The sequence below is a fragment of the Nesterenkonia sphaerica genome (genome assembly GCF_005771565.1).
Classification (GTDB): domain Bacteria; phylum Actinomycetota; class Actinomycetes; order Actinomycetales; family Micrococcaceae; genus Nesterenkonia; species Nesterenkonia sphaerica.
Map to the genome: position 1 here is coordinate 1 of NZ_VAWA01000005.1, position 16397 is coordinate 16397.

Genomic DNA, 16397 nt, shown 5'->3' on the forward strand with positions numbered 1-16397 from the left:
GTTGCTACACCCTCATCTGCGATGAGCCGGTAAAGGTAACAATGTCCAACTGACGGTCGATCACCGCGCTGATCATCTTCAACAATTCGGAATCTTCAGCGGGCTTGGTCCAGGTGTACGGCATCACCGTTAAGACTTTGGCTCCCGCCGCCTCGATACGGTGGACCTGCTGGTGGTTAAGCATTCCGTGGAGCTGGAAGGCGATCGTCTTGCCGCTGATATCCCTTTCCAGAAGCATATCCAGCATCGTGTCAGTGCGTTCGTCCTCAGCGGCCCCGTCATCGTCCAAACCCGCAGCGCGAATCGCGCCGCGTGCTTTGGGTCCGCGCACCAGGATGCTTGCACGGCTCAGCGCCTCGTGGAGCTCCGGCCAGACCCCGTATGTCTCGGCCGCCTCCACCCATCGGCGCATGCCGTAAGCCGTGGTGATGATGGCGTAATCCGGGGGCGAGGAAATCACGGCGTTGGTGTCCTGCTGCAGGGTCACAGACTCCGTCAGTGACGCGATGCGCAAAGCCGGGGCGTGGATCACCTCCGCCCCACGCCGCTGAAACGCGGCAATGAGCTCATCGCTGCGCCGATCAGAGGTCACCCCGATGCGGAACCCAGAGAGCGTCTGCGGCAGCAAAGTCGCGGCGACAGCCGCTCGGGAGGGGACTTCTGGGGTCTGTCGAAGGTGCTGGGGAGGATCGTCAGAGGATGCTGGAGAGATCACCGTGGATGGAGGTCCTTCCGTGTCAGAAATCGGCTGCAGCGGGTGCTGCGGCTGAAGCCGCCTGAAGGACCCTGCCATAGACCGCGGAGGCCTCTCCGGTCTCGGGGCCTTCAGCAGCTAGGGTGACGACTTCCCCGATCACCAGGACCGCGGGTGAACGCAGTCGCCGCGTGGCAGCGATTGTGTGAACAGCATCCAGCTGAGTCACTGTGACACGTTGTTCAGGGCCATATCCGTTCTCCACCGTTCCTACCGCCGTGTGACGAGGCAGCCCATGCCTCATCAGACCCTCCACGGTGTGACCCAAGGTTCCGATCCCCATCAGGAGAACGATGGTCCCCCCTAAGGTGACCAGCCCCCTCAGCTCATCCTCGGTGAGGGGATCATGGGCTGAGATCACGGTGAAGGCGCGGTTGATACCCCGCGCTGTCACAGGTATCCCCGCAGCGGCGGGCACCGAGACCGCCGATGTGACGCCTGGCACAACTGTGACCGGGACACCGGCTTCTCGGCAGGCCGCCACCTCCTCACATCCGCGGCCGAAGACGAACGGGTCGCCCCCTTTGAGGCGCACCACATGTTTGCCCTCGCCGGCCCAACGCAGGATCATCTCATGGATGTTCGCCTGGGAGACCCGGTGGTGGCCAGGCCGTTTCCCCACGTCGAAGAGCTCTGCATGCGGTGCCCATGAGCGCAGTTCATCCGTCGGAGCCAACCGGTCGTAGAGCACCGTATCGGCGGTGGTCAGCACATCACGAGCCCGAACGGTCATCAGGTCCATGGCGCCGGGTCCCGCGCCGACCAAAGTCACCCGCCCAACACTCATGCCCCTATCTCCTGCACTGCCACACCCGGGGTGAGCGAATCGCCGGCGGCGTAGTCCCGGAGCTCTTCGCGAACGGGAATTGTGGGTCCGATAAGCACAAGATCCGCCGAATCGCGCTCCTGCTCTGTCGCCGGACGGATCTGTCCGCGTTCGAGAACATACTTCAGGTCGGTATCAGGTGACTCAGGGGCATTGACGAAGCTGCGGAACCGGCGCAGCTTCTCCGGGTCTCGCAGAGTGGCCGCCCACTCGTCCTCGTACCGGTCCACATGATCGGCGATGCTTCGCTCCAGATCTGCCGCGACCCCAAGTGAATCGTGCACCACCACGTCCGCAACATGTTCGACGCCACCGGGAAGCTCTTCGATCCACCGGGCGGTGCGCTGTAGACGATCAGCTGTGCGGATGTAGTACATGATGTACCGGTCGATGTAGGCCACGAGTGTGTCGTCGTCGAGGTCCTTGGCCAGGAGCTGGCCATGTACCGGGGTCGCACCCCCGTTTCCACCGACGTACATGTTCCATCCGTCCGACGTGGCGATGATACCTACGTCTTTGGCGCGAGCTTCGGCGCATTCCCTGGCGCATCCGGAGACGCCAAACTTCATCTTGTGTGGGGAACGTAGACCCTTATAGCGGTTCTCGAGGAAGATGCCCATGGCCACTGAATCCTGGACCCCGTACCGGCACCAGGTGCTGCCCACACAGGACTTTACGTTCCGCAAAGCCTTGCCGTATGCCTGTCCCGACTCGAATCCGGCATCGACAAGGCGCGCCCAGATGCTGGGCAGCTGCTCAATTCGAGCACCGAAGAGGTCGATCCGCTGAGCGGCTGAAATCTTCGTGTAGAGGCCGAAATCAGTGGCGACTTCTGCGATGACTGCCAGTTTTGCAGGTGTGATTTCCCCCGCGGGAATACGGGGCATGACTGAATAGGTGCCGTTTTTCTGCAGATTCGCCAGCGCGCGGTCGTTGGTGTCCTGCAGGCCGCCCCTGCCCGTGCCCAAGATATATTCGTCATGCATCGCAGCGAGCATCGAGGCTACGGCAGGTTTGCACACGTCGCAGCCCAGATTCACCGCGGAGTCTGCCGGGGCACCAAAGTGGTCCACGATTTCGGTGAACGAACGCAGCTGCGCTGCGCGGACGCGGTCGAAAAGTTCCGAGCGGGACTGCGGGAAGTGTTCGCACATTGCCCGAGAAACTTCCACCCCCTGGGAGAGCATCTCCTTCTCCATGACTTTCTTGGCCAGCGGAATGCAGGAGCCGCACTGAGTGCCCACCGCAGTGCAGGCCTTGAGAGATCCCATATCAGTGCAGGAGGCTTCGCCGCCCTGCCCTGATACCGCTTCACGAACGGCGCCGGCCGAGACGTCCTTGCAGGAGCAGATCTGCGCCTCATGCGGCAGCTCAAGGTCTACCTCGCCGCCGCCGGAGGACGAGAGGAATGCACTCGGCTCAGCCGGAAGTTCACGCCCCAGCAGGGGGCGCAGTGATGTATACGGCCCGGCATCACCAACGAACACTCCACCCAGCAGGATTCGGGCATCATCGGTGACAACCAGTTTCTGATACAGCCCCTGAGCGGGGTCGGCGTAGACGACCTCCAGCGCGCCGGGGGTCTCCCCGAAGGTGTCACCGAAGCTCGCGACGTCCATCCCGGCCAGCTTGAGCTTGGCGGCGGTGTCGAATCCCTCGAAGCTGGCCTGACCACCGCATAATCGGTCCGCCACCACTTCCGCCATGGCATTGGCTGGGGCTACAAGGCCCATGCAGGTGTCTTCGAAACTGGCCACCTCCCCGATCGCCCACACATGGGGCGCGGAGGTCAGGCAGGTCTCATCAATGACGACGCCACCGCTGGCACCTACTCGAAGGCCAGCCGCGCGGGCGAGCTCATCACGGGCGGTGATGCCCACGGCGGCCACCACCAGGTCACAGGGGAGGCTGTCACTGTGCTGAAATTCAAGGGTGTACCCATAACGCCCGGCGGCGTTGCTGCGCAGAGCCACAGGGCGCTCTCCTAGCTGCAGATGGTACCCCTGGCCAGCCAGCAGGCGATTCAGCGCCCGACCGCCGCCCTCATCCAACTGCGCGTTCATGAGATGTCCACGTGAGTGCACAATGCTGACGTCTGCGCCACGTCCAGCCAGTCCGCCGGCAGCCTCCAAGCCGAGGAGCCCGCCGCCGATGACAGCGCAGTGCGGAACCCGGCCCAGTTGGTGTTTCAGCTTCTCCACGCGGCGGACCAGCCAGTCCACATCCTCGATAGTGCGATACACCGCGATGTCCTGATTGCCAGGGATGGGCGGCCGGGGCGCGGAGGAGCCGGTGGCGAGGACAGCGTCGTCGTACTCCACCGCGGTACCGTCGGCCAGCGTGACTGTTTTTGTCCCCGGATCCAACTCCACCACAGCCTGACCGGTGTGCAGCCTCACCCGAGGGTCATCCCATAAGGCGACGGTACCCAGCAGAAGGGTGTTCTCCGGTTCCTCGAACCGCGTCGACAGTGCCACACGGTCGTAGGGCGGTGAACTCTCTTCGCAGTACACGCTGATGCGCAATGCGGGATTATCCCGGGCCAGTAGGGCTTCGGTGAGGCGGTGAGCGGCGGGCCCGCCGCCGACCACCACTACATGGTGGGTGAAGGCTGGGGCACCAGACATTGGACGACCTCTCTCGAGATGGCTTACCGAGCGTGGACTCACAGTACGTAGCGTGCGTTTCAGCCCAGTGTCCGGAATGTGATGCCTATGTGACGGCGTCCTCACATGGGTGTTCACACAGGGTGAGCAACGCTTCATGCGGACGTTACACCGCAGTGTTCCTCCAGTAATTCGAGGCTCCTAAGGTGGATTCGCGACAAGGACCCCCGCCCGAATTGAAGGAGACCTCATGGCGACTGCAGTTGTGGAACGGTTGAGCGGCACGACGTTCGAGGACGGTCACCGCCCGTGGCTGACCGTCTGCTCACTGGATGAGCTCGAGCCGCTCTGGGGTGAGGCCGCCCTGCTGCGCGGAACGCAGATTGCACTGGTGCGGCTTCCCGATGATCGCGTGTTCGCTGTGGACCACTGGGACCCACGCGCCCAGGCCAATGTGATGGCCCGGGGGATCGTCGGCTCGGCAAAGGGCCGAGCCACCCTGGCGTCGCCCATCTATAAGCAGGTCTATGACCTGGAGTCCGGCGAATGTTTGTCGGAGACCGGAGCTGCACTCAACGTCTACCCGGTGAGGGTGGTCGGCGGAGCGGTGCAGGTGTCTCACTGATATGCCCGTCACCGCCGGTCTGAACACCGCAGCTTTGGCGGCGATCTCCCACGGCACGAACTCCCCCGCAGGCCAAATTGCGGTTCAGGGCCTCTTCACGCAGCTCGTTCTCAGGACTGCGGGACTGGGGAACCTCACCGACATTCGGCTCGGCCACGTCGACGTCGAACAGCCCGATACCGCGGCCACCCTGACCAGCCTCTCCGGAGATGGCCCAGCGGTCCTGGTTCCCCTGCTGCTCTCGGCAGGTTTTCACGCCAAGGTAGACCTTCAGGAGGCGGCGGACGCGAGCGCACGGTCCGTAGTCGTCGCCGGAGCACTCGGACCTGATGCGCGGCTGGTAGATGCCCTGGAACAGCGGCTCCATGAGTCAGATGCCGACCCGTTCTCGGACATCATTATTCTCGCAGCGGCTGGTTCTTCCGACAGTGGTGCCGTCCGCGACGTCAACACCACTGCAGCAATGCTCGCTGATCGCCTGCGCTGCCCCGTCCAGCCAGGCTTCCTGTCCTTCGCCGGGCCCACGGTGGGCCAGGCTGTCTCAGCAGCCCGCCGCGCTCATCCGCACCGCCGTGTGGTGCTTGCCAGTTATCTGCTGGCCCCCGGATACTTCCGGCGCCTGCTCTCTCAGCAGGGAGCAGACCTCGTGACCGCACCGCTGCTGCAGGTGACCGACGACGGCGCCGATATTCCGCCGGGGCTGCCGGAAATCATCCTCGACCGATTCCAGCAGGGGGCTGCGAGACTCTCGCCGGCCAGCTGAGGCATACGGGTAGGATATTCCCACCATGACTGACAAACCGTTCGACCCCTGGGCCTCCGGGACGCCTGCATACCGTGCCGCGCTGGTCACCGGGATGGTCTGCAGCTTCGTGGGCGTGGTGATCCTCGTCGTCGCTGCGATGAACGATTCGAGCGCTTTCCGCACCATCGGCATTGTTCTCATCTGCCTGGGTCTGGTCAGTCATGTGACCGGCATAGGCCTCCGCAAGCGCCAGGCCCTTCACATCATCCGCGAGAGAAAGAGCCAGGGATGAGTATCAATACTGCGCGGGAGGGCCATACCTATCCCGCGGTCACCTACCAGGTGGGCCGGGAAGCGGTGCGTGAATTCGCCCGCGCCGTCAAGGCAGAGCACCCCGCCCACTTCGAATCCGAGGCCGCCGCTGATCTGGGTTACCCGGACGTGGTGGCACCCCCGACCTTCGCGGTGGTCGTCTCGCAGCGGGCCGAAGCGGCGATCATCGCTGATCCGGAGGTCGGCATCGACTTCTCCCGAGTAGTCCACGCCGACGAGCGATTCGTCCACCATCGTCCCATCACCGCAGGGGAGACCCTGAGCGCGGCCACCACTCTCCAGCGGATCCGAACCATGGGTGCAGGTGCCATGGTGACCACAGTCACCGAAATCACTCACGACGACGCCCCGCGTGCCACGGTGACCTCGACGCTGCTGGTCCGCACTGAGGAGGAAGCCGCATGACGCCGTCACTGACGGACCTGGAGAAGGGCCAGAGCATCGGACGGCGCACCGTGGAGCTCTCCCGCGCGGACCTCATCCGCTACGCAGCTGCCTCAGGAGACCACAACCCCATTCACTGGAATGACCGGTTCGCCGCTGAGGTGGGCCTCGACGGCGTGATCGCCCACGGGATGCTCACCATGGCTGTGGCGGTGGAACTGGTCATCGCCTGGGCCGGCGACCCCACCAAGGTGGTGGACTATCAGACCCGGTTCACCCAGCCGGTGCCCGTCCCCGAGCCCGAGCACGGCTCCCCGGAGACTCCCACGGCCGCTCTGGAGGTCTCCGGGAAAGTCGGCCGGGTCGACGCCGAGTCCCAGACCGCGCGGATTGATCTGAGCGTGGAACTGGCCTCCGGTGACGCACGGAGCAAGGTCCTTACCAAAGCCCAGGCCGTCGTCGTTCTAAACTGAACGCACTGATACTTTTCACGCAGTCACTTTTCACGCACCACCCAGCCCAGCTGGCAACCGCTCGCATTCGCAAAGGCGCGCTGCGCTCACGTTCAAGGGAGAGACCACATGCCCAGCATGAATCAACTGACTGAAAAGCCATGGCTGAAGCCGTTGGCGCTGGCTTCCGCAGCGGCGCTGGTGCTCACGGCATGCGGCGACGACAACGGCGACGACGAGGACTCCGCCGAAGCTGAGGCTGAAGTCGAGACTCAGGTGGAGATCGACGCTGAGGTCGACACCCTGGAGGAAGGCGTCCTGCAGGTCTGCTCCGACGTACCGTACCCGCCCTTCGAGTACTACGACGCTGACGGCAATGTGGTCGGATTCGACATCGACATCGCCACCGCCATTTCCGACGCGCTGGGTCTCGAGCTGGAAATCATCGAATCTTCCTGGGACGGGATCGAATCCGGGGTGGCGCTCAATGCCCAGGACTGCGACCTCGCCATCTCCGGGATGACGATCACCGAAGAGCGCGCCGGCAACATGCTCTTCAGCGAGCCCTACCTTGATGACAACCTCGGGCTGCTGGCCACCGCAGACTCCGGCATCACCTCCACGGACGATTTGGACGACGTCCCGGTGGGCGTCCAGGCGGCCACCACCGGTCACGACTACGCCCAAGACGAGCTCGGTTTGGACGACGTCACGCAGTACGAGGACTCCGGGCTGATGCTGCAGGGTCTGGAAGCCGGTCAGGTGGAGGCGATCGTCGGCAACATCTCCATCATCGGCTACCAGGCCGGCGACGATGAGCGGTTCGAGTTCGTCGAGGAGATCGACACCGGCGAGCAGCTCGGAATCGCCGCACAGCTGGATAACCAGGAACTCATCGACGCGGTGGACCAGGTCCTTGCAGAATTGGAGGAATCCGGTGCGCTGCAGGAGATTGAGCAGGCGTGGTTCCACTCCGAGACACCTGAAGAGGGAGACGAGGACGGCGGCGACGATGAAGAGGCTGAGGACGCCGAAGAGACCGACGACGCCGACGACGACGGGTACTGAGGGGCCCGCAGGCACAGCTGACCATGGCGCTCTCCAACCGGGACCGGGCCCGGCTCTCCCTAGGAATCCAGGCGGCGATCTTCGCGGCCATCGTCGTCGTACTCATCGTCATCATTGACTGGACGGCGGTTCAGCGCAGCTTCTTCAATGTGGAACCTGTGATGGCGATGTTCCCCGAAGTCATCACCGTGGGGCTGTGGAACACGGTCCGTTACACCTTCTTCGGTTTTGTGTTCGGGCTCATCGGCGGCACTGTGCTGGCGTTGATGCGCATCGCCTCCTTCCCGGTGTACAGGTGGCTGGCCACCCTGTATATCGAGTTCTTCCGGGGAATCCCGGCCATCCTGGTGTTCATCGCACTGGGGTTCGGTGCGTCGCTGGCCTTCGGGCTGAACCTCAGCACACTCCAGACAGCCTCCACGGCGTTAGCGATTGTGGGTGCGGCCTACATTGCGGAAACCATTCGGGCGGGCCTGCAGGCTGTGCCGAAGGGTCAGATGGAGGCCGCCCGGGCACTCGGTATGCCGGCCTGGCGGGCCATGCTGACCATCCAGATCCCTCAGGCGTTCCGGATTGTGCTGCCCCCGCTGACCAACGAAGCCATCCTGCTGACCAAGGACTCCTCGCTGATCTTCGTGGTCGGCATGGCTGGCTCCGCAGCGGAACTGACCAAGATGGGACGCGACGGCATCACCATGTATCAGGCCGGGATGACTCCGCTGGTGGTGGCCGGAATCTGTTACCTGCTCATCACCGTCCCGCTGTCCATTCTCGCGCGCAGAATGGAGGAGCGCTCGCCGGGGCGCTCCTCTCGGCGGCGGCCCAAGAAGAAGGCCACCACATCCCCCGTATCCTCAGGAGTGGCATGAGTGACGAGTCCGCAAATGCCGGCCCTATGAGCACCGCACCTGCCGGTGTGGTTATCGAAGGGCTGCACAAGTCCTTTGGTGAGGTCGAGGTGCTCAAAGGCATCGACATGTCCGTCGAACCGGGACAAGTGGTGTGTTTGATTGGTGCCTCAGGATCCGGGAAGTCCACGCTGCTGCGCTGCGTGAACCGGCTGGAGGACCCTGACGCCGGCAGCATCACCGTCGGCGAATTCGACGCCACACACGCAGACGTCAATCTGGATGCGATGCGCCAGCACATCGGCATGGTCTTCCAGCAATTCAACCTCTTCCCACACCTGAGCGTGCTGGAGAACTGCACGATCACCCCACGCAGGGTGTTGAAGCACTCGCGGGAGAAAGCCGAAGCCGAGGCGCTGCACCAACTGGATCTGGTGGGGCTGAAGCACCTTGCACAGCGACGTCCCGCTCAGCTCTCCGGCGGGCAGCAGCAGCGGGTGGCGATCGCGCGCGCGCTGACCATGCAGCCGAACCTGATGCTCTTCGACGAGCCGACCTCCGCGCTGGACCCCGAGACCGTGGGGGAGGTGCTCTCCATCATGCGCGACCTGGCCCGTGCCGGGATGACGATGCTGGTGGTCACGCATGAGATGGGCTTCGCCCGAGAAGTGGCAGACCGGGTGGTCTTCCTCGACCAGGGGCTTGTGGTGGAAGAAGGACCCGCCGAGCAGGTCATCGGCGCGCCCACCCAGCCGCGGACCCAGGACTTCCTCCGAAGGGTACTCAACCCGCTGGGCAAGTAGCCGGGTTCCGGCCCGTGGCGCAGGGCCCTGGCTGTGATCCGCTGAACATATGTGTCTCTTTGTGACGCACAACTGTCTCCGTTGAGGGGCCCCTTGGGATAAAATTTCTGGTGCATCACGAGTTGCGGCTGACACGATCCACGCTGAGCCGCACGCCAACCCCATGTTCACGGGTGGTACGGATCTCGATGTGGCCCGCTTCTGGCGCCGATGGGCGCCACTGCCCGGGGCGGGCAAGAGCACCTCCGAAAGGACCTCAACTCGTTGCGACGCGTGCGTGCGCACCGTGATTCCGCCGCGCCCTTCCGGCACGGCTCCGGTTCTGCTGGCCAGATCCTCTCTCGAAACTCACCCACAGCGGGCAGCCTGTCACCGGACTGCCGCCCTGCTGCCGATCGCAAGGAGCGACCGCTATGAAAACTCGCCCACTCATCTCCGCCGCGCTGATCTCCACTGTCGCGCTGACCCTTGCCGCATGCGGTCAGGACGGTTCCGCAGACGCCGTCGACGAGGACCAGACGTCCTTCACCATCGGTGTCGCCAATGAGCACGAGGCGCACCGCGAACTGGCTCGCATTGCCGAGGAGGAGTACGGCTACGAGGTTGAGCTGGTGAATTTCACTGCCTACCCAGAGCCGAATCCCGCACTGGCCGCCGGTGACTTGGACGCCAACTGGTTTCAGCACATCGCTTTCCTGGCTGAGCACAACGTCGCTTCCGGGGACAATCTCCAGCCCATTGCGCCCACCGAAATCGTGCCGCTGACCCTGTACTCCAACGAATACGACGACGTCAGTGAATTCTCCGAAGGCGACACCGTGGCGATCCCGAACGACCCGGTCAACCAGGGTCGAGCGATCAATGTGCTCGTCGCCGCCGGACTCGTGGAGCTTGCCGAGGAAATCTCGCAGCCTGAGCCCCGCCATGTGGACCAGGAGGCGTCCACTGTGGAGCTGCAGCCTGTTGACGCAGCTCAGACCGTCAACGCCCTGCAGTCGGTGGAGGGCTCCATTATCAACAACAACTTCGCCCAGGACGCTGACCTCGACCCGCTCAGCGACGGCATCTATGCCGATGACCCCTCGGACCCCTCAGCCTTCCCCTATATCAACACTTTCGTGGTGCGGGAAGCTGACGTGGACAACGAGGCACTCCAGGAGATTGCCTCGATCTATCACGACGAGCGAGTCCTGGAGATCATGGACGACCGTTCCAACGGCACCTCAGTTCCGGTCAGCGATGTCTCCGCTGAGGAACTGCAGGAAGCCCTGACCGATTACGAAGACGCCCTGCGTGAAGGTGACAACTGATCCGTGGCTCGTCCGAAGAACCCGCTGATCGAGTTTCAGAACGTCACACGGACCTTCAACCCAGGCAAGGGCACGGCGGTTACCGCCGTCGACGACGTCTCCTTCACAGTCGATCACGGTGAAGTGTATGGCGTGATCGGATTCTCCGGGGCGGGGAAGTCGACTCTGATTCGCCTGATCAACGGGCTGGAGAGACCTACAGCGGGGACTATCACGGTGCTCGGGCATGAGGTTTCACGGATGTCGGAGTCCAAACTGCGCCACGTGAGATCCCGCATCGGCATGGTTTTTCAGCAGTTCAACCTCTTCCAGTCCCGTAATGTCGCAGGAAACGTGGCCTACCCGCTGCGGGTGGCCGGATGGAACAAGGCGGACCGCGAACGTCGGGTGGAGGAGCTGCTTGAATTTGTGGGATTGGCAGACAAAGCCAAGACCTACCCCGAGCAGCTGTCCGGGGGGCAGAAGCAGCGCGTGGGCATCGCCCGGGCACTGGCGGTCAAACCGGACATTCTGCTGGCCGACGAGTCCACCTCCGCACTGGACCCCTCCACCACCGGTGAGGTGCTGCGTCTGCTGCGCCGGGCCAATGAGGAGCTGGGGATCACGATCGTGGCCATTACTCATGAGATGGAAGTCATCCGGTCCATCGCCGATCGAGTGGCAGTGATGGACCGGGGGAAGATCGTTGAAGAAGGACTCGTCTACGACATCTTCTCCAACCCGCGCGACGACGGGGAGATCACCTTTGTGGGGTCGGCGCTGAAGGACCGGCCTTCCGCTGAAGACCTCACCAGGATCCGCCGACACTCCGACGGCCGTCTGATCACCGTCTCGCTCAAGGACTCCGCGGCAGTGGGGGGCGTGCTGGGGCGCGCAGGAGAGTTCGGAATCGCCTTCGAGATCGTCCACGGAGGTATGAACACCACCAAGAATGCCAGCTTCGGTCTGCTCACGCTGGCTCTGACCGGCCGGACCGAGGCAGTCCAGTCCTTCGTCGAGGCCATGAGGGACGCCGCACCCGTCCAAGAGGTCGAACCCGGACAGGAGACGCTGCGATGATCGAGGCATACCGTGAACTGGATTGGGACTACTACGGGCCGGAGCTCCTTGACGCTCTGGCCGAGACCGTCCACATGGTGGTGGTGGCCTTCGCCATCTCCGCGTGGATCGGTCTGACCCTCGGGCTGCTGCTCTACACCACGCGCGCGGGCGGGTTGCTGGCCAATGCGCCCCTTTTCTGGACGGTCAACTTCTTGGTGAACACGATCCGTCCTATTCCGTTCATTATCCTCATCGCCGCACTGCAGCCGTTGACCATTCAGATACTCGGAACCGGAATCGGCAATACCGCGGTCATCCACGCCATGGTGTGGGCCTCCAGCTTCGGCATCGCCCGGATTGTGGAGCAGAACCTGGTCACCATCGACCCCGGAGTCATCGAAGCCGCGCGGGCCATGGGCGCTTCTCGGACACGGATCATCTTCACCGTCATTCTGCCCGAGGCATTCGGGCCGCTGATCCTCGGATTCACGTTCGTGATCATCGCCATGATTGATATGTCCGCCCTGGCCGGAATCGTCGGCGGCGGCGGTCTGGGCAACTTCGCCATTGTCGAGGGGTACCAGCGATTCCGGCCGGAAGTGACCTGGCTGGCGGTGGCCGCAGTGATTCTCATGGTGCACCTGCTGCAGATCCTGGGCAACCTGGCAGCGCGGAAGGTGCTGCGGCGGTAGGCCCCGGCCGCAGCCACGGCCGCAGCCGGGGTGTCGGACAGTTAGGCTAAAGGGGTGAGCACAGCGCAAATCCTCGCCGACCACACCACCGCACGGGTCGGCGGACCAGCAGCAGAATGGACAGTCGCCCGCAGTGAAGCTGAGGCCGTGGATGTCCTGCAGACGCACCCGCTGCCGGAGGAATCAGTGCGCGCCACCGGTCAGGACACTCTCCTGGTGCTGGGCGGCGGGTCCAACCTGCTGGTCAGTGACCGCGGCTTCTCCGGCGCAGTGCTTCAGTTGGCATTCAGCGGGATCTCCGCCGAGCCCATCGGGGACGACGCTGTCGACCTCCAGGTAGCCGCCGGTCATGACTGGGACAGCGTGGTGGCGTGGACTGTCGAGCGCGGGCTCTGTGGGCTGGAGACGCTCTCCGGCATTCCCGGTGCCGCCGGTGCGGTGCCCGTTCAGAACGTCGGAGCTTATGGGTCAGACGTTTCGGAGACTATCGTGCAGGTGCGGGCATGGGACCGGGCCGTCGGCGACGCGGTGGTGCTGACCAATGACGATCTCAAGTTCGGATACCGGGACTCCATGCTCAAACGCAGCACGATCTCCGGCTCCCCCCGGTACGTGGTTCTCTCCGTGACGTTCCGCCTCACCCATCAGCCAGGTCCGGCGCTGTCTGCACCGGTGCGCTACGCGGAGCTGGCGCGAGCCCTGGGACTGGACCCCACCGCGGAGGACTCCGCTCGTCGTGCCCCGCTGGACCAAGTGCGGCGGACCGTCTTGGACCTCAGGGCGAAGAAAGGGATGGTACTCAACGCCGAAGATCACGACACGTGGTCCACTGGCAGTTTCTTCACCAATCCGATCATCGCGCAGGCTCAGCTTGCGACCCTGCCCGAACGCACCCCCCGGTTCTCCGCCGGCACCAGCAGGGACGGTCAGGCGCTGGTCAAACTCTCCGCCGCCTGGCTGATCGACCAGGCGGGATGCGGCAAGGGCTTCGGCCTGCCCGATGGCCCCGAGCTGGGCCGCGGTGCTGCGGGGGCGGGGCTCGTCGGGGGCAGAGCGGCCCTGTCGACCAAACACACTCTGGCTGTGACCAACCGCGGTGAGGCCTCCACCGAGGATCTGCTCACCGTGGCACGCGCTGCGCGTGACCGGGTCCGCGACACCTTCGGCATCACCCTCCACCCGGAGCCGGTCCTGATCGGCTGCGAGCTCTAGAGCGGCAAGGGGGACTGGCCCGCCCCAGCCTGGCGTGGCACTTCTGCAGATCCCTAATTTCTTGTCTGCGGCCATGGTCCGCGGCTCGTCGTGCGGTATATCATCGGGTCATCAAGGTCGCCCAGCAGTGGTGGTGAGAGCCGTGGAGAATCTTCCTGACCGTGCACATGTGGTCGTCATTGGAGCGGGCATCGTCGGCAGCTCCATCGTGAAACACCTTGCCGAACTCGGCTGGCGGGACATTCTGCTGATTGACAAAGGCCCACTGCCCGAGCCCGGCGGGTCCACCGATCACGCGTCCAACTTCGTGTTCCCGGTGGACCATTCCAAGGAGATCACCGAGCTCACGCTGGATTCGCTGCGCCAATACACCGTCCTGGGGGTGCTCGCCGAATGCGGCGGTATTGAGGTCGCTCGGACCCCGGAGCGGCTCCAGGAGCTGCGCCGCCGGATGAGCTCTGCGACTGCGTGGGGTGTCGACGCCGAACTGCTCAGCCCCGCCGGTGTCAAGGAGCACATGCCCTGGATCCGCGAAGATCTGCTGCTGGCAGGCTTTCACACCCCCACCGGAGCGATCGTCGACGCCGTGCGCGCCGGTGAGCAGATGCGGCGCCGGGCCGCAGACCTCGGCGCGCTGCAGGTCGCTGACTGCACCGAAGTGACCGGTGTAGCCGTGGATGCCGGGCCGCAGAGCGGGGTTCCGGGCCGGGTGAGAGCGGTGGAGACTGACCGTGGGCGGGTGGAGACGGAGTACGTCGTCGTTGCCTGCGGGGTGTGGAGCCCGCAGATTGCCGCGATGGCCGGGGCCAGCATCCCTCTGGTGCCCGCCGTGCACCAGATGATGGACCTGGGGCCCATCCCAGAACTGGCCGCGACCGACGACTGGATCTCGGTGCCACTGATTCGGGATATGGACGCCCGTATGTACGCCCGTCAGCGGGGCCCCGACTTGGAGCTGGGCTCGTATGCGCACCGCCCGATGCTTCACGAACCCGCCGGCATCCCTCCGCTGGGCGCGCCAGGACAGGCCTCGCCCACTCAGCTGCCGTTTACCGCTGATGACTTCACTCCGCAGCTGGCGCAGGCTCGGCAGCTGTACCCGGAGCTGCTGGGCGCACACGGGCGCGAGGGCGTCGGCGTCACCCACGCGATCAACGGCCTGCTCTCGCTGACCGCCGACGGCGCCCCACTGCTGGGGGAGACTGCCGAGGTTCATGGGCTCTGGTCCGCGGCCGCAGTGTGGATCAAGGAAGGGCCCGGGGTCGGCAGAGCGGTGGCCGAATGGATGACAGAAGGTGCCTCCGAGGTTGACGTCCATGCCGCAGACATCACCCGCATTCCCCAGCACGGCCGGACTCGCCGCCATGTGCGCGCCCGGGCCGCGGAAGGCTTCCCCAAGGTCTACGGAATTGCGCACCCGCGGGAGCAGTGGAGCAGCAACCGCCCGCTACGCACCAGTCCCTTCCACCCGCGTACTCAGGCCCTCGGCGGCGAGCACTTCGAGGTCTCCGGCTGGGAGCGGCCCCAGTGGTATGCCGCAAATGCCTCCCTGCTGCAGGAGTACTCCGGGAGCATCGACCGCCGGGTCCATGAGTGGGACGCGCGCTGGTGGTCCCCGATCATTGAGGCTGAGCATCTGACCATGCGTGAGCGGGCTGCGATGTTCGACCTCGCCGCTTTCAGCGTCATCGACCTCACCGGACCTGGGGCGTTGGAGGGTGCGCAGCGGGTGGCGGTGGCAAATGTGGACCGCGAGGTGGGACGGGTCATTTACACCCCGCTGCTGGACAGCTGTGGCGGCTTCCGCTCCGATCTCACCATCGTGAGGTTGGCCCGGGATCACTTCAGGTTCATTACCGGGGCCGCCGACGGCGCCCGCGACCTGGCCTGGCTGCACCGGCACCTGCGGGCCGAGCTCGCCACGGGTCGCGTGGCCATCCAGGACCTGACCTCGGCGACCTGCGCCATCGGGCTCTGGGGGCCGCAAGCCCGCACGATCGTTGAGAGACTGACCGACGACGACGTCACTAATGAGGGTTTCCGGTTTGGTACCGCACGCGAGGTGGTCCTGGCCGGGATCCCGACGCTGATGGTGCGCATCTCCTATGTGGGTGACCTGGGGTGGGAGATCCACCTGCCAGTCGAGCACGGGCTCACGCTGTGGGATGCCTTGTGGGAGGCAGGCCGGCCGTACGGGCTCATCGCCGCTGGTGCCGGGGTGTATGGCACCACCGGCAGGCTGGAAAAGGCGCACCGCCTCTTCGGAGCCGAACTCGCCCCGGACCGCGGACCCGTGGAAGCGGGACTGGCGCTGCCGAAGGTCAAAGAGGCGGATTTCATCGGCAAGGACGCCTACCTGCTGGCCCGAGCCCAGCAGCCGGCCTCAGTGCTGTGCACGATTGGGCTGACCGGCTCCGGTGCGGCCGAGCCCCGCTTTCCCAGTGGCAGCGAACCGGTGCTCAGCGGGGACGGTTCACCGCTGTTGGATGGCCGCGGACAGCGCAGCTATGTCACCAGTGCGGGCCCCGCGCCGTCGTTGGGCCGGTACGTGATGCTGGGCTATCTGCCGTGGGAGAGCGCGGAAGCCGGCGCCCGGCTGCAGATTGAGTATTTAGGTACGCACCTGCCAGCTGAGGTGCTGACAGTGGGGCGGACCGCACCGTTTGACCCCGAGCACACCCGGGTCAAACGCTGAGGC

At 64.6% G+C, this 16397-nt stretch carries 16 protein-coding genes and 1 riboswitch; of the genes, 13 read left to right on the forward strand and 3 right to left on the reverse strand.

Features of this window, described 5'->3' with window-relative positions:
- Positions 1-4: 4 nt before the first annotated feature.
- Genes FEF27_RS05105 through nirB form a run of 3 tightly spaced genes read right to left on the reverse strand, consistent with a single transcriptional unit; the run spans position 5 to position 4207 of the window.
- Positions 5-715 carry a uroporphyrinogen-III synthase gene (locus tag FEF27_RS05105; RefSeq protein ID WP_243729104.1) on the reverse strand — a complete coding sequence of 237 codons (711 nt, stop codon included), beginning with the start codon at positions 713-715 and terminating at the stop codon, positions 5-7.
- 22 nt (positions 716-737) lie between these two features.
- The gene (cobA, locus tag FEF27_RS05110; RefSeq protein ID WP_138169783.1) at positions 738-1541 is read right to left on the reverse strand and encodes a uroporphyrinogen-III C-methyltransferase; all 804 of its coding nucleotides are present in this window, start codon (positions 1539-1541) and stop codon (positions 738-740) included.
- Positions 1538-4207, reverse strand: a complete 2670-nt coding sequence (gene nirB / locus FEF27_RS05115; protein WP_138169784.1) for a nitrite reductase large subunit NirB — start codon at positions 4205-4207, stop codon at positions 1538-1540. Before nirB ends, cobA begins: the two co-directional genes overlap by 4 nt.
- 229 nt (positions 4208-4436) lie before the next feature.
- Between nirB and nirD the strand changes: the two genes are divergently transcribed.
- The 13 genes from nirD (at position 4437) to FEF27_RS05180 (ending at position 16394) form a co-directional block, all read left to right on the forward strand.
- Positions 4437-4811, forward strand: a complete 375-nt coding sequence (gene nirD / locus FEF27_RS05120) for a nitrite reductase small subunit NirD (RefSeq protein ID WP_138169785.1) — start codon at positions 4437-4439, stop codon at positions 4809-4811.
- 1 nt (position 4812) lies between these two features.
- A complete protein-coding gene (locus FEF27_RS05125) occupies positions 4813-5574 on the forward strand; it encodes a sirohydrochlorin chelatase (protein WP_138169786.1) in 762 nt (253 codons plus the stop codon).
- Positions 5575-5599: 25 nt separating this feature from the next.
- Positions 5600-5848, forward strand: a complete 249-nt coding sequence (locus FEF27_RS05130; protein ID WP_138169787.1) for a hypothetical protein — start codon at positions 5600-5602, stop codon at positions 5846-5848.
- Positions 5845-6294 carry an FAS1-like dehydratase domain-containing protein gene (locus tag FEF27_RS05135; protein WP_138169788.1) on the forward strand — a complete coding sequence of 150 codons (450 nt, stop codon included), beginning with the start codon at positions 5845-5847 and terminating at the stop codon, positions 6292-6294. Before FEF27_RS05130 ends, FEF27_RS05135 begins: the two co-directional genes overlap by 4 nt.
- Positions 6291-6746, forward strand: a complete 456-nt coding sequence (locus FEF27_RS05140) for a MaoC/PaaZ C-terminal domain-containing protein (protein WP_138169789.1) — start codon at positions 6291-6293, stop codon at positions 6744-6746. The genes FEF27_RS05135 and FEF27_RS05140 overlap by 4 nt, the downstream gene beginning before the upstream one ends.
- Before the next feature lie 108 nt (positions 6747-6854).
- Complete coding sequence (locus FEF27_RS05145) at positions 6855-7793, forward strand: ABC transporter substrate-binding protein (RefSeq protein ID WP_138169790.1); 939 nt, start codon at positions 6855-6857, stop codon at positions 7791-7793.
- A gap of 23 nt (positions 7794-7816) precedes the next feature.
- Entirely contained in the window at positions 7817-8662 is an 846-nt protein-coding gene (locus FEF27_RS05150) for an amino acid ABC transporter permease (RefSeq protein WP_138169791.1), read from the forward strand.
- Complete coding sequence (locus FEF27_RS05155) at positions 8659-9444, forward strand: amino acid ABC transporter ATP-binding protein (protein ID WP_138169792.1); 786 nt, start codon at positions 8659-8661, stop codon at positions 9442-9444. Before FEF27_RS05150 ends, FEF27_RS05155 begins: the two co-directional genes overlap by 4 nt.
- A gap of 113 nt (positions 9445-9557) precedes the next feature.
- Positions 9558-9690, forward strand: a riboswitch (SAM riboswitch).
- 167 nt (positions 9691-9857) lie between these two features.
- Positions 9858-10754: a MetQ/NlpA family ABC transporter substrate-binding protein gene (locus FEF27_RS05160; protein WP_138169793.1), complete on the forward strand. Its 897-nt coding sequence runs from the start codon at positions 9858-9860 to the stop codon at positions 10752-10754.
- A gap of 3 nt (positions 10755-10757) precedes the next feature.
- Positions 10758-11813 carry a methionine ABC transporter ATP-binding protein gene (locus tag FEF27_RS05165; RefSeq protein ID WP_138169794.1) on the forward strand — a complete coding sequence of 352 codons (1056 nt, stop codon included), beginning with the start codon at positions 10758-10760 and terminating at the stop codon, positions 11811-11813.
- Complete coding sequence (locus tag FEF27_RS05170) at positions 11810-12487, forward strand: methionine ABC transporter permease (protein ID WP_138169795.1); 678 nt, start codon at positions 11810-11812, stop codon at positions 12485-12487. Before FEF27_RS05165 ends, FEF27_RS05170 begins: the two co-directional genes overlap by 4 nt.
- A 54-nt stretch (positions 12488-12541) precedes the next feature.
- Positions 12542-13699 carry a UDP-N-acetylmuramate dehydrogenase gene (locus FEF27_RS05175; RefSeq protein WP_138169796.1) on the forward strand — a complete coding sequence of 386 codons (1158 nt, stop codon included), beginning with the start codon at positions 12542-12544 and terminating at the stop codon, positions 13697-13699.
- 142 nt (positions 13700-13841) lie between these two features.
- Positions 13842-16394: a GcvT family protein gene (locus FEF27_RS05180; RefSeq protein ID WP_138169797.1), complete on the forward strand. Its 2553-nt coding sequence runs from the start codon at positions 13842-13844 to the stop codon at positions 16392-16394.
- The last annotated feature ends 3 nt before the right edge of the window (positions 16395-16397 follow it).

Excerpts from the sequence above, each read along its gene's own strand:
- nirB (WP_138169784.1), bottom strand. The coding sequence starts at position 4,207 with ATGTCTGGTGCCCCAGCCTTCACCCACCATGTAGTGGTGGTCGGCGGC.
- FEF27_RS05130 (WP_138169787.1), top strand. The coding sequence starts at position 5,600 with ATGACTGACAAACCGTTCGACCCCTGGGCCTCCGGGACGCCTGCATAC.
- FEF27_RS05125 (WP_138169786.1), top strand. The coding sequence starts at position 4,813 with ATGCCCGTCACCGCCGGTCTGAACACCGCAGCTTTGGCGGCGATCTCC.
- FEF27_RS05170 (WP_138169795.1), top strand. The coding sequence starts at position 11,810 with ATGATCGAGGCATACCGTGAACTGGATTGGGACTACTACGGGCCGGAG.
- nirD (WP_138169785.1), top strand. The coding sequence starts at position 4,437 with ATGGCGACTGCAGTTGTGGAACGGTTGAGCGGCACGACGTTCGAGGAC.
- FEF27_RS05140 (WP_138169789.1), top strand. The coding sequence starts at position 6,291 with ATGACGCCGTCACTGACGGACCTGGAGAAGGGCCAGAGCATCGGACGG.
- FEF27_RS05160 (WP_138169793.1), top strand. The coding sequence starts at position 9,858 with ATGAAAACTCGCCCACTCATCTCCGCCGCGCTGATCTCCACTGTCGCG.
- FEF27_RS05150 (WP_138169791.1), top strand. The coding sequence starts at position 7,817 with ATGGCGCTCTCCAACCGGGACCGGGCCCGGCTCTCCCTAGGAATCCAG.
- FEF27_RS05135 (WP_138169788.1), top strand. The coding sequence starts at position 5,845 with ATGAGTATCAATACTGCGCGGGAGGGCCATACCTATCCCGCGGTCACC.
- FEF27_RS05155 (WP_138169792.1), top strand. The coding sequence starts at position 8,659 with ATGAGTGACGAGTCCGCAAATGCCGGCCCTATGAGCACCGCACCTGCC.
- FEF27_RS05145 (WP_138169790.1), top strand. The coding sequence starts at position 6,855 with ATGCCCAGCATGAATCAACTGACTGAAAAGCCATGGCTGAAGCCGTTG.
- cobA (WP_138169783.1), bottom strand. The coding sequence starts at position 1,541 with ATGAGTGTTGGGCGGGTGACTTTGGTCGGCGCGGGACCCGGCGCCATG.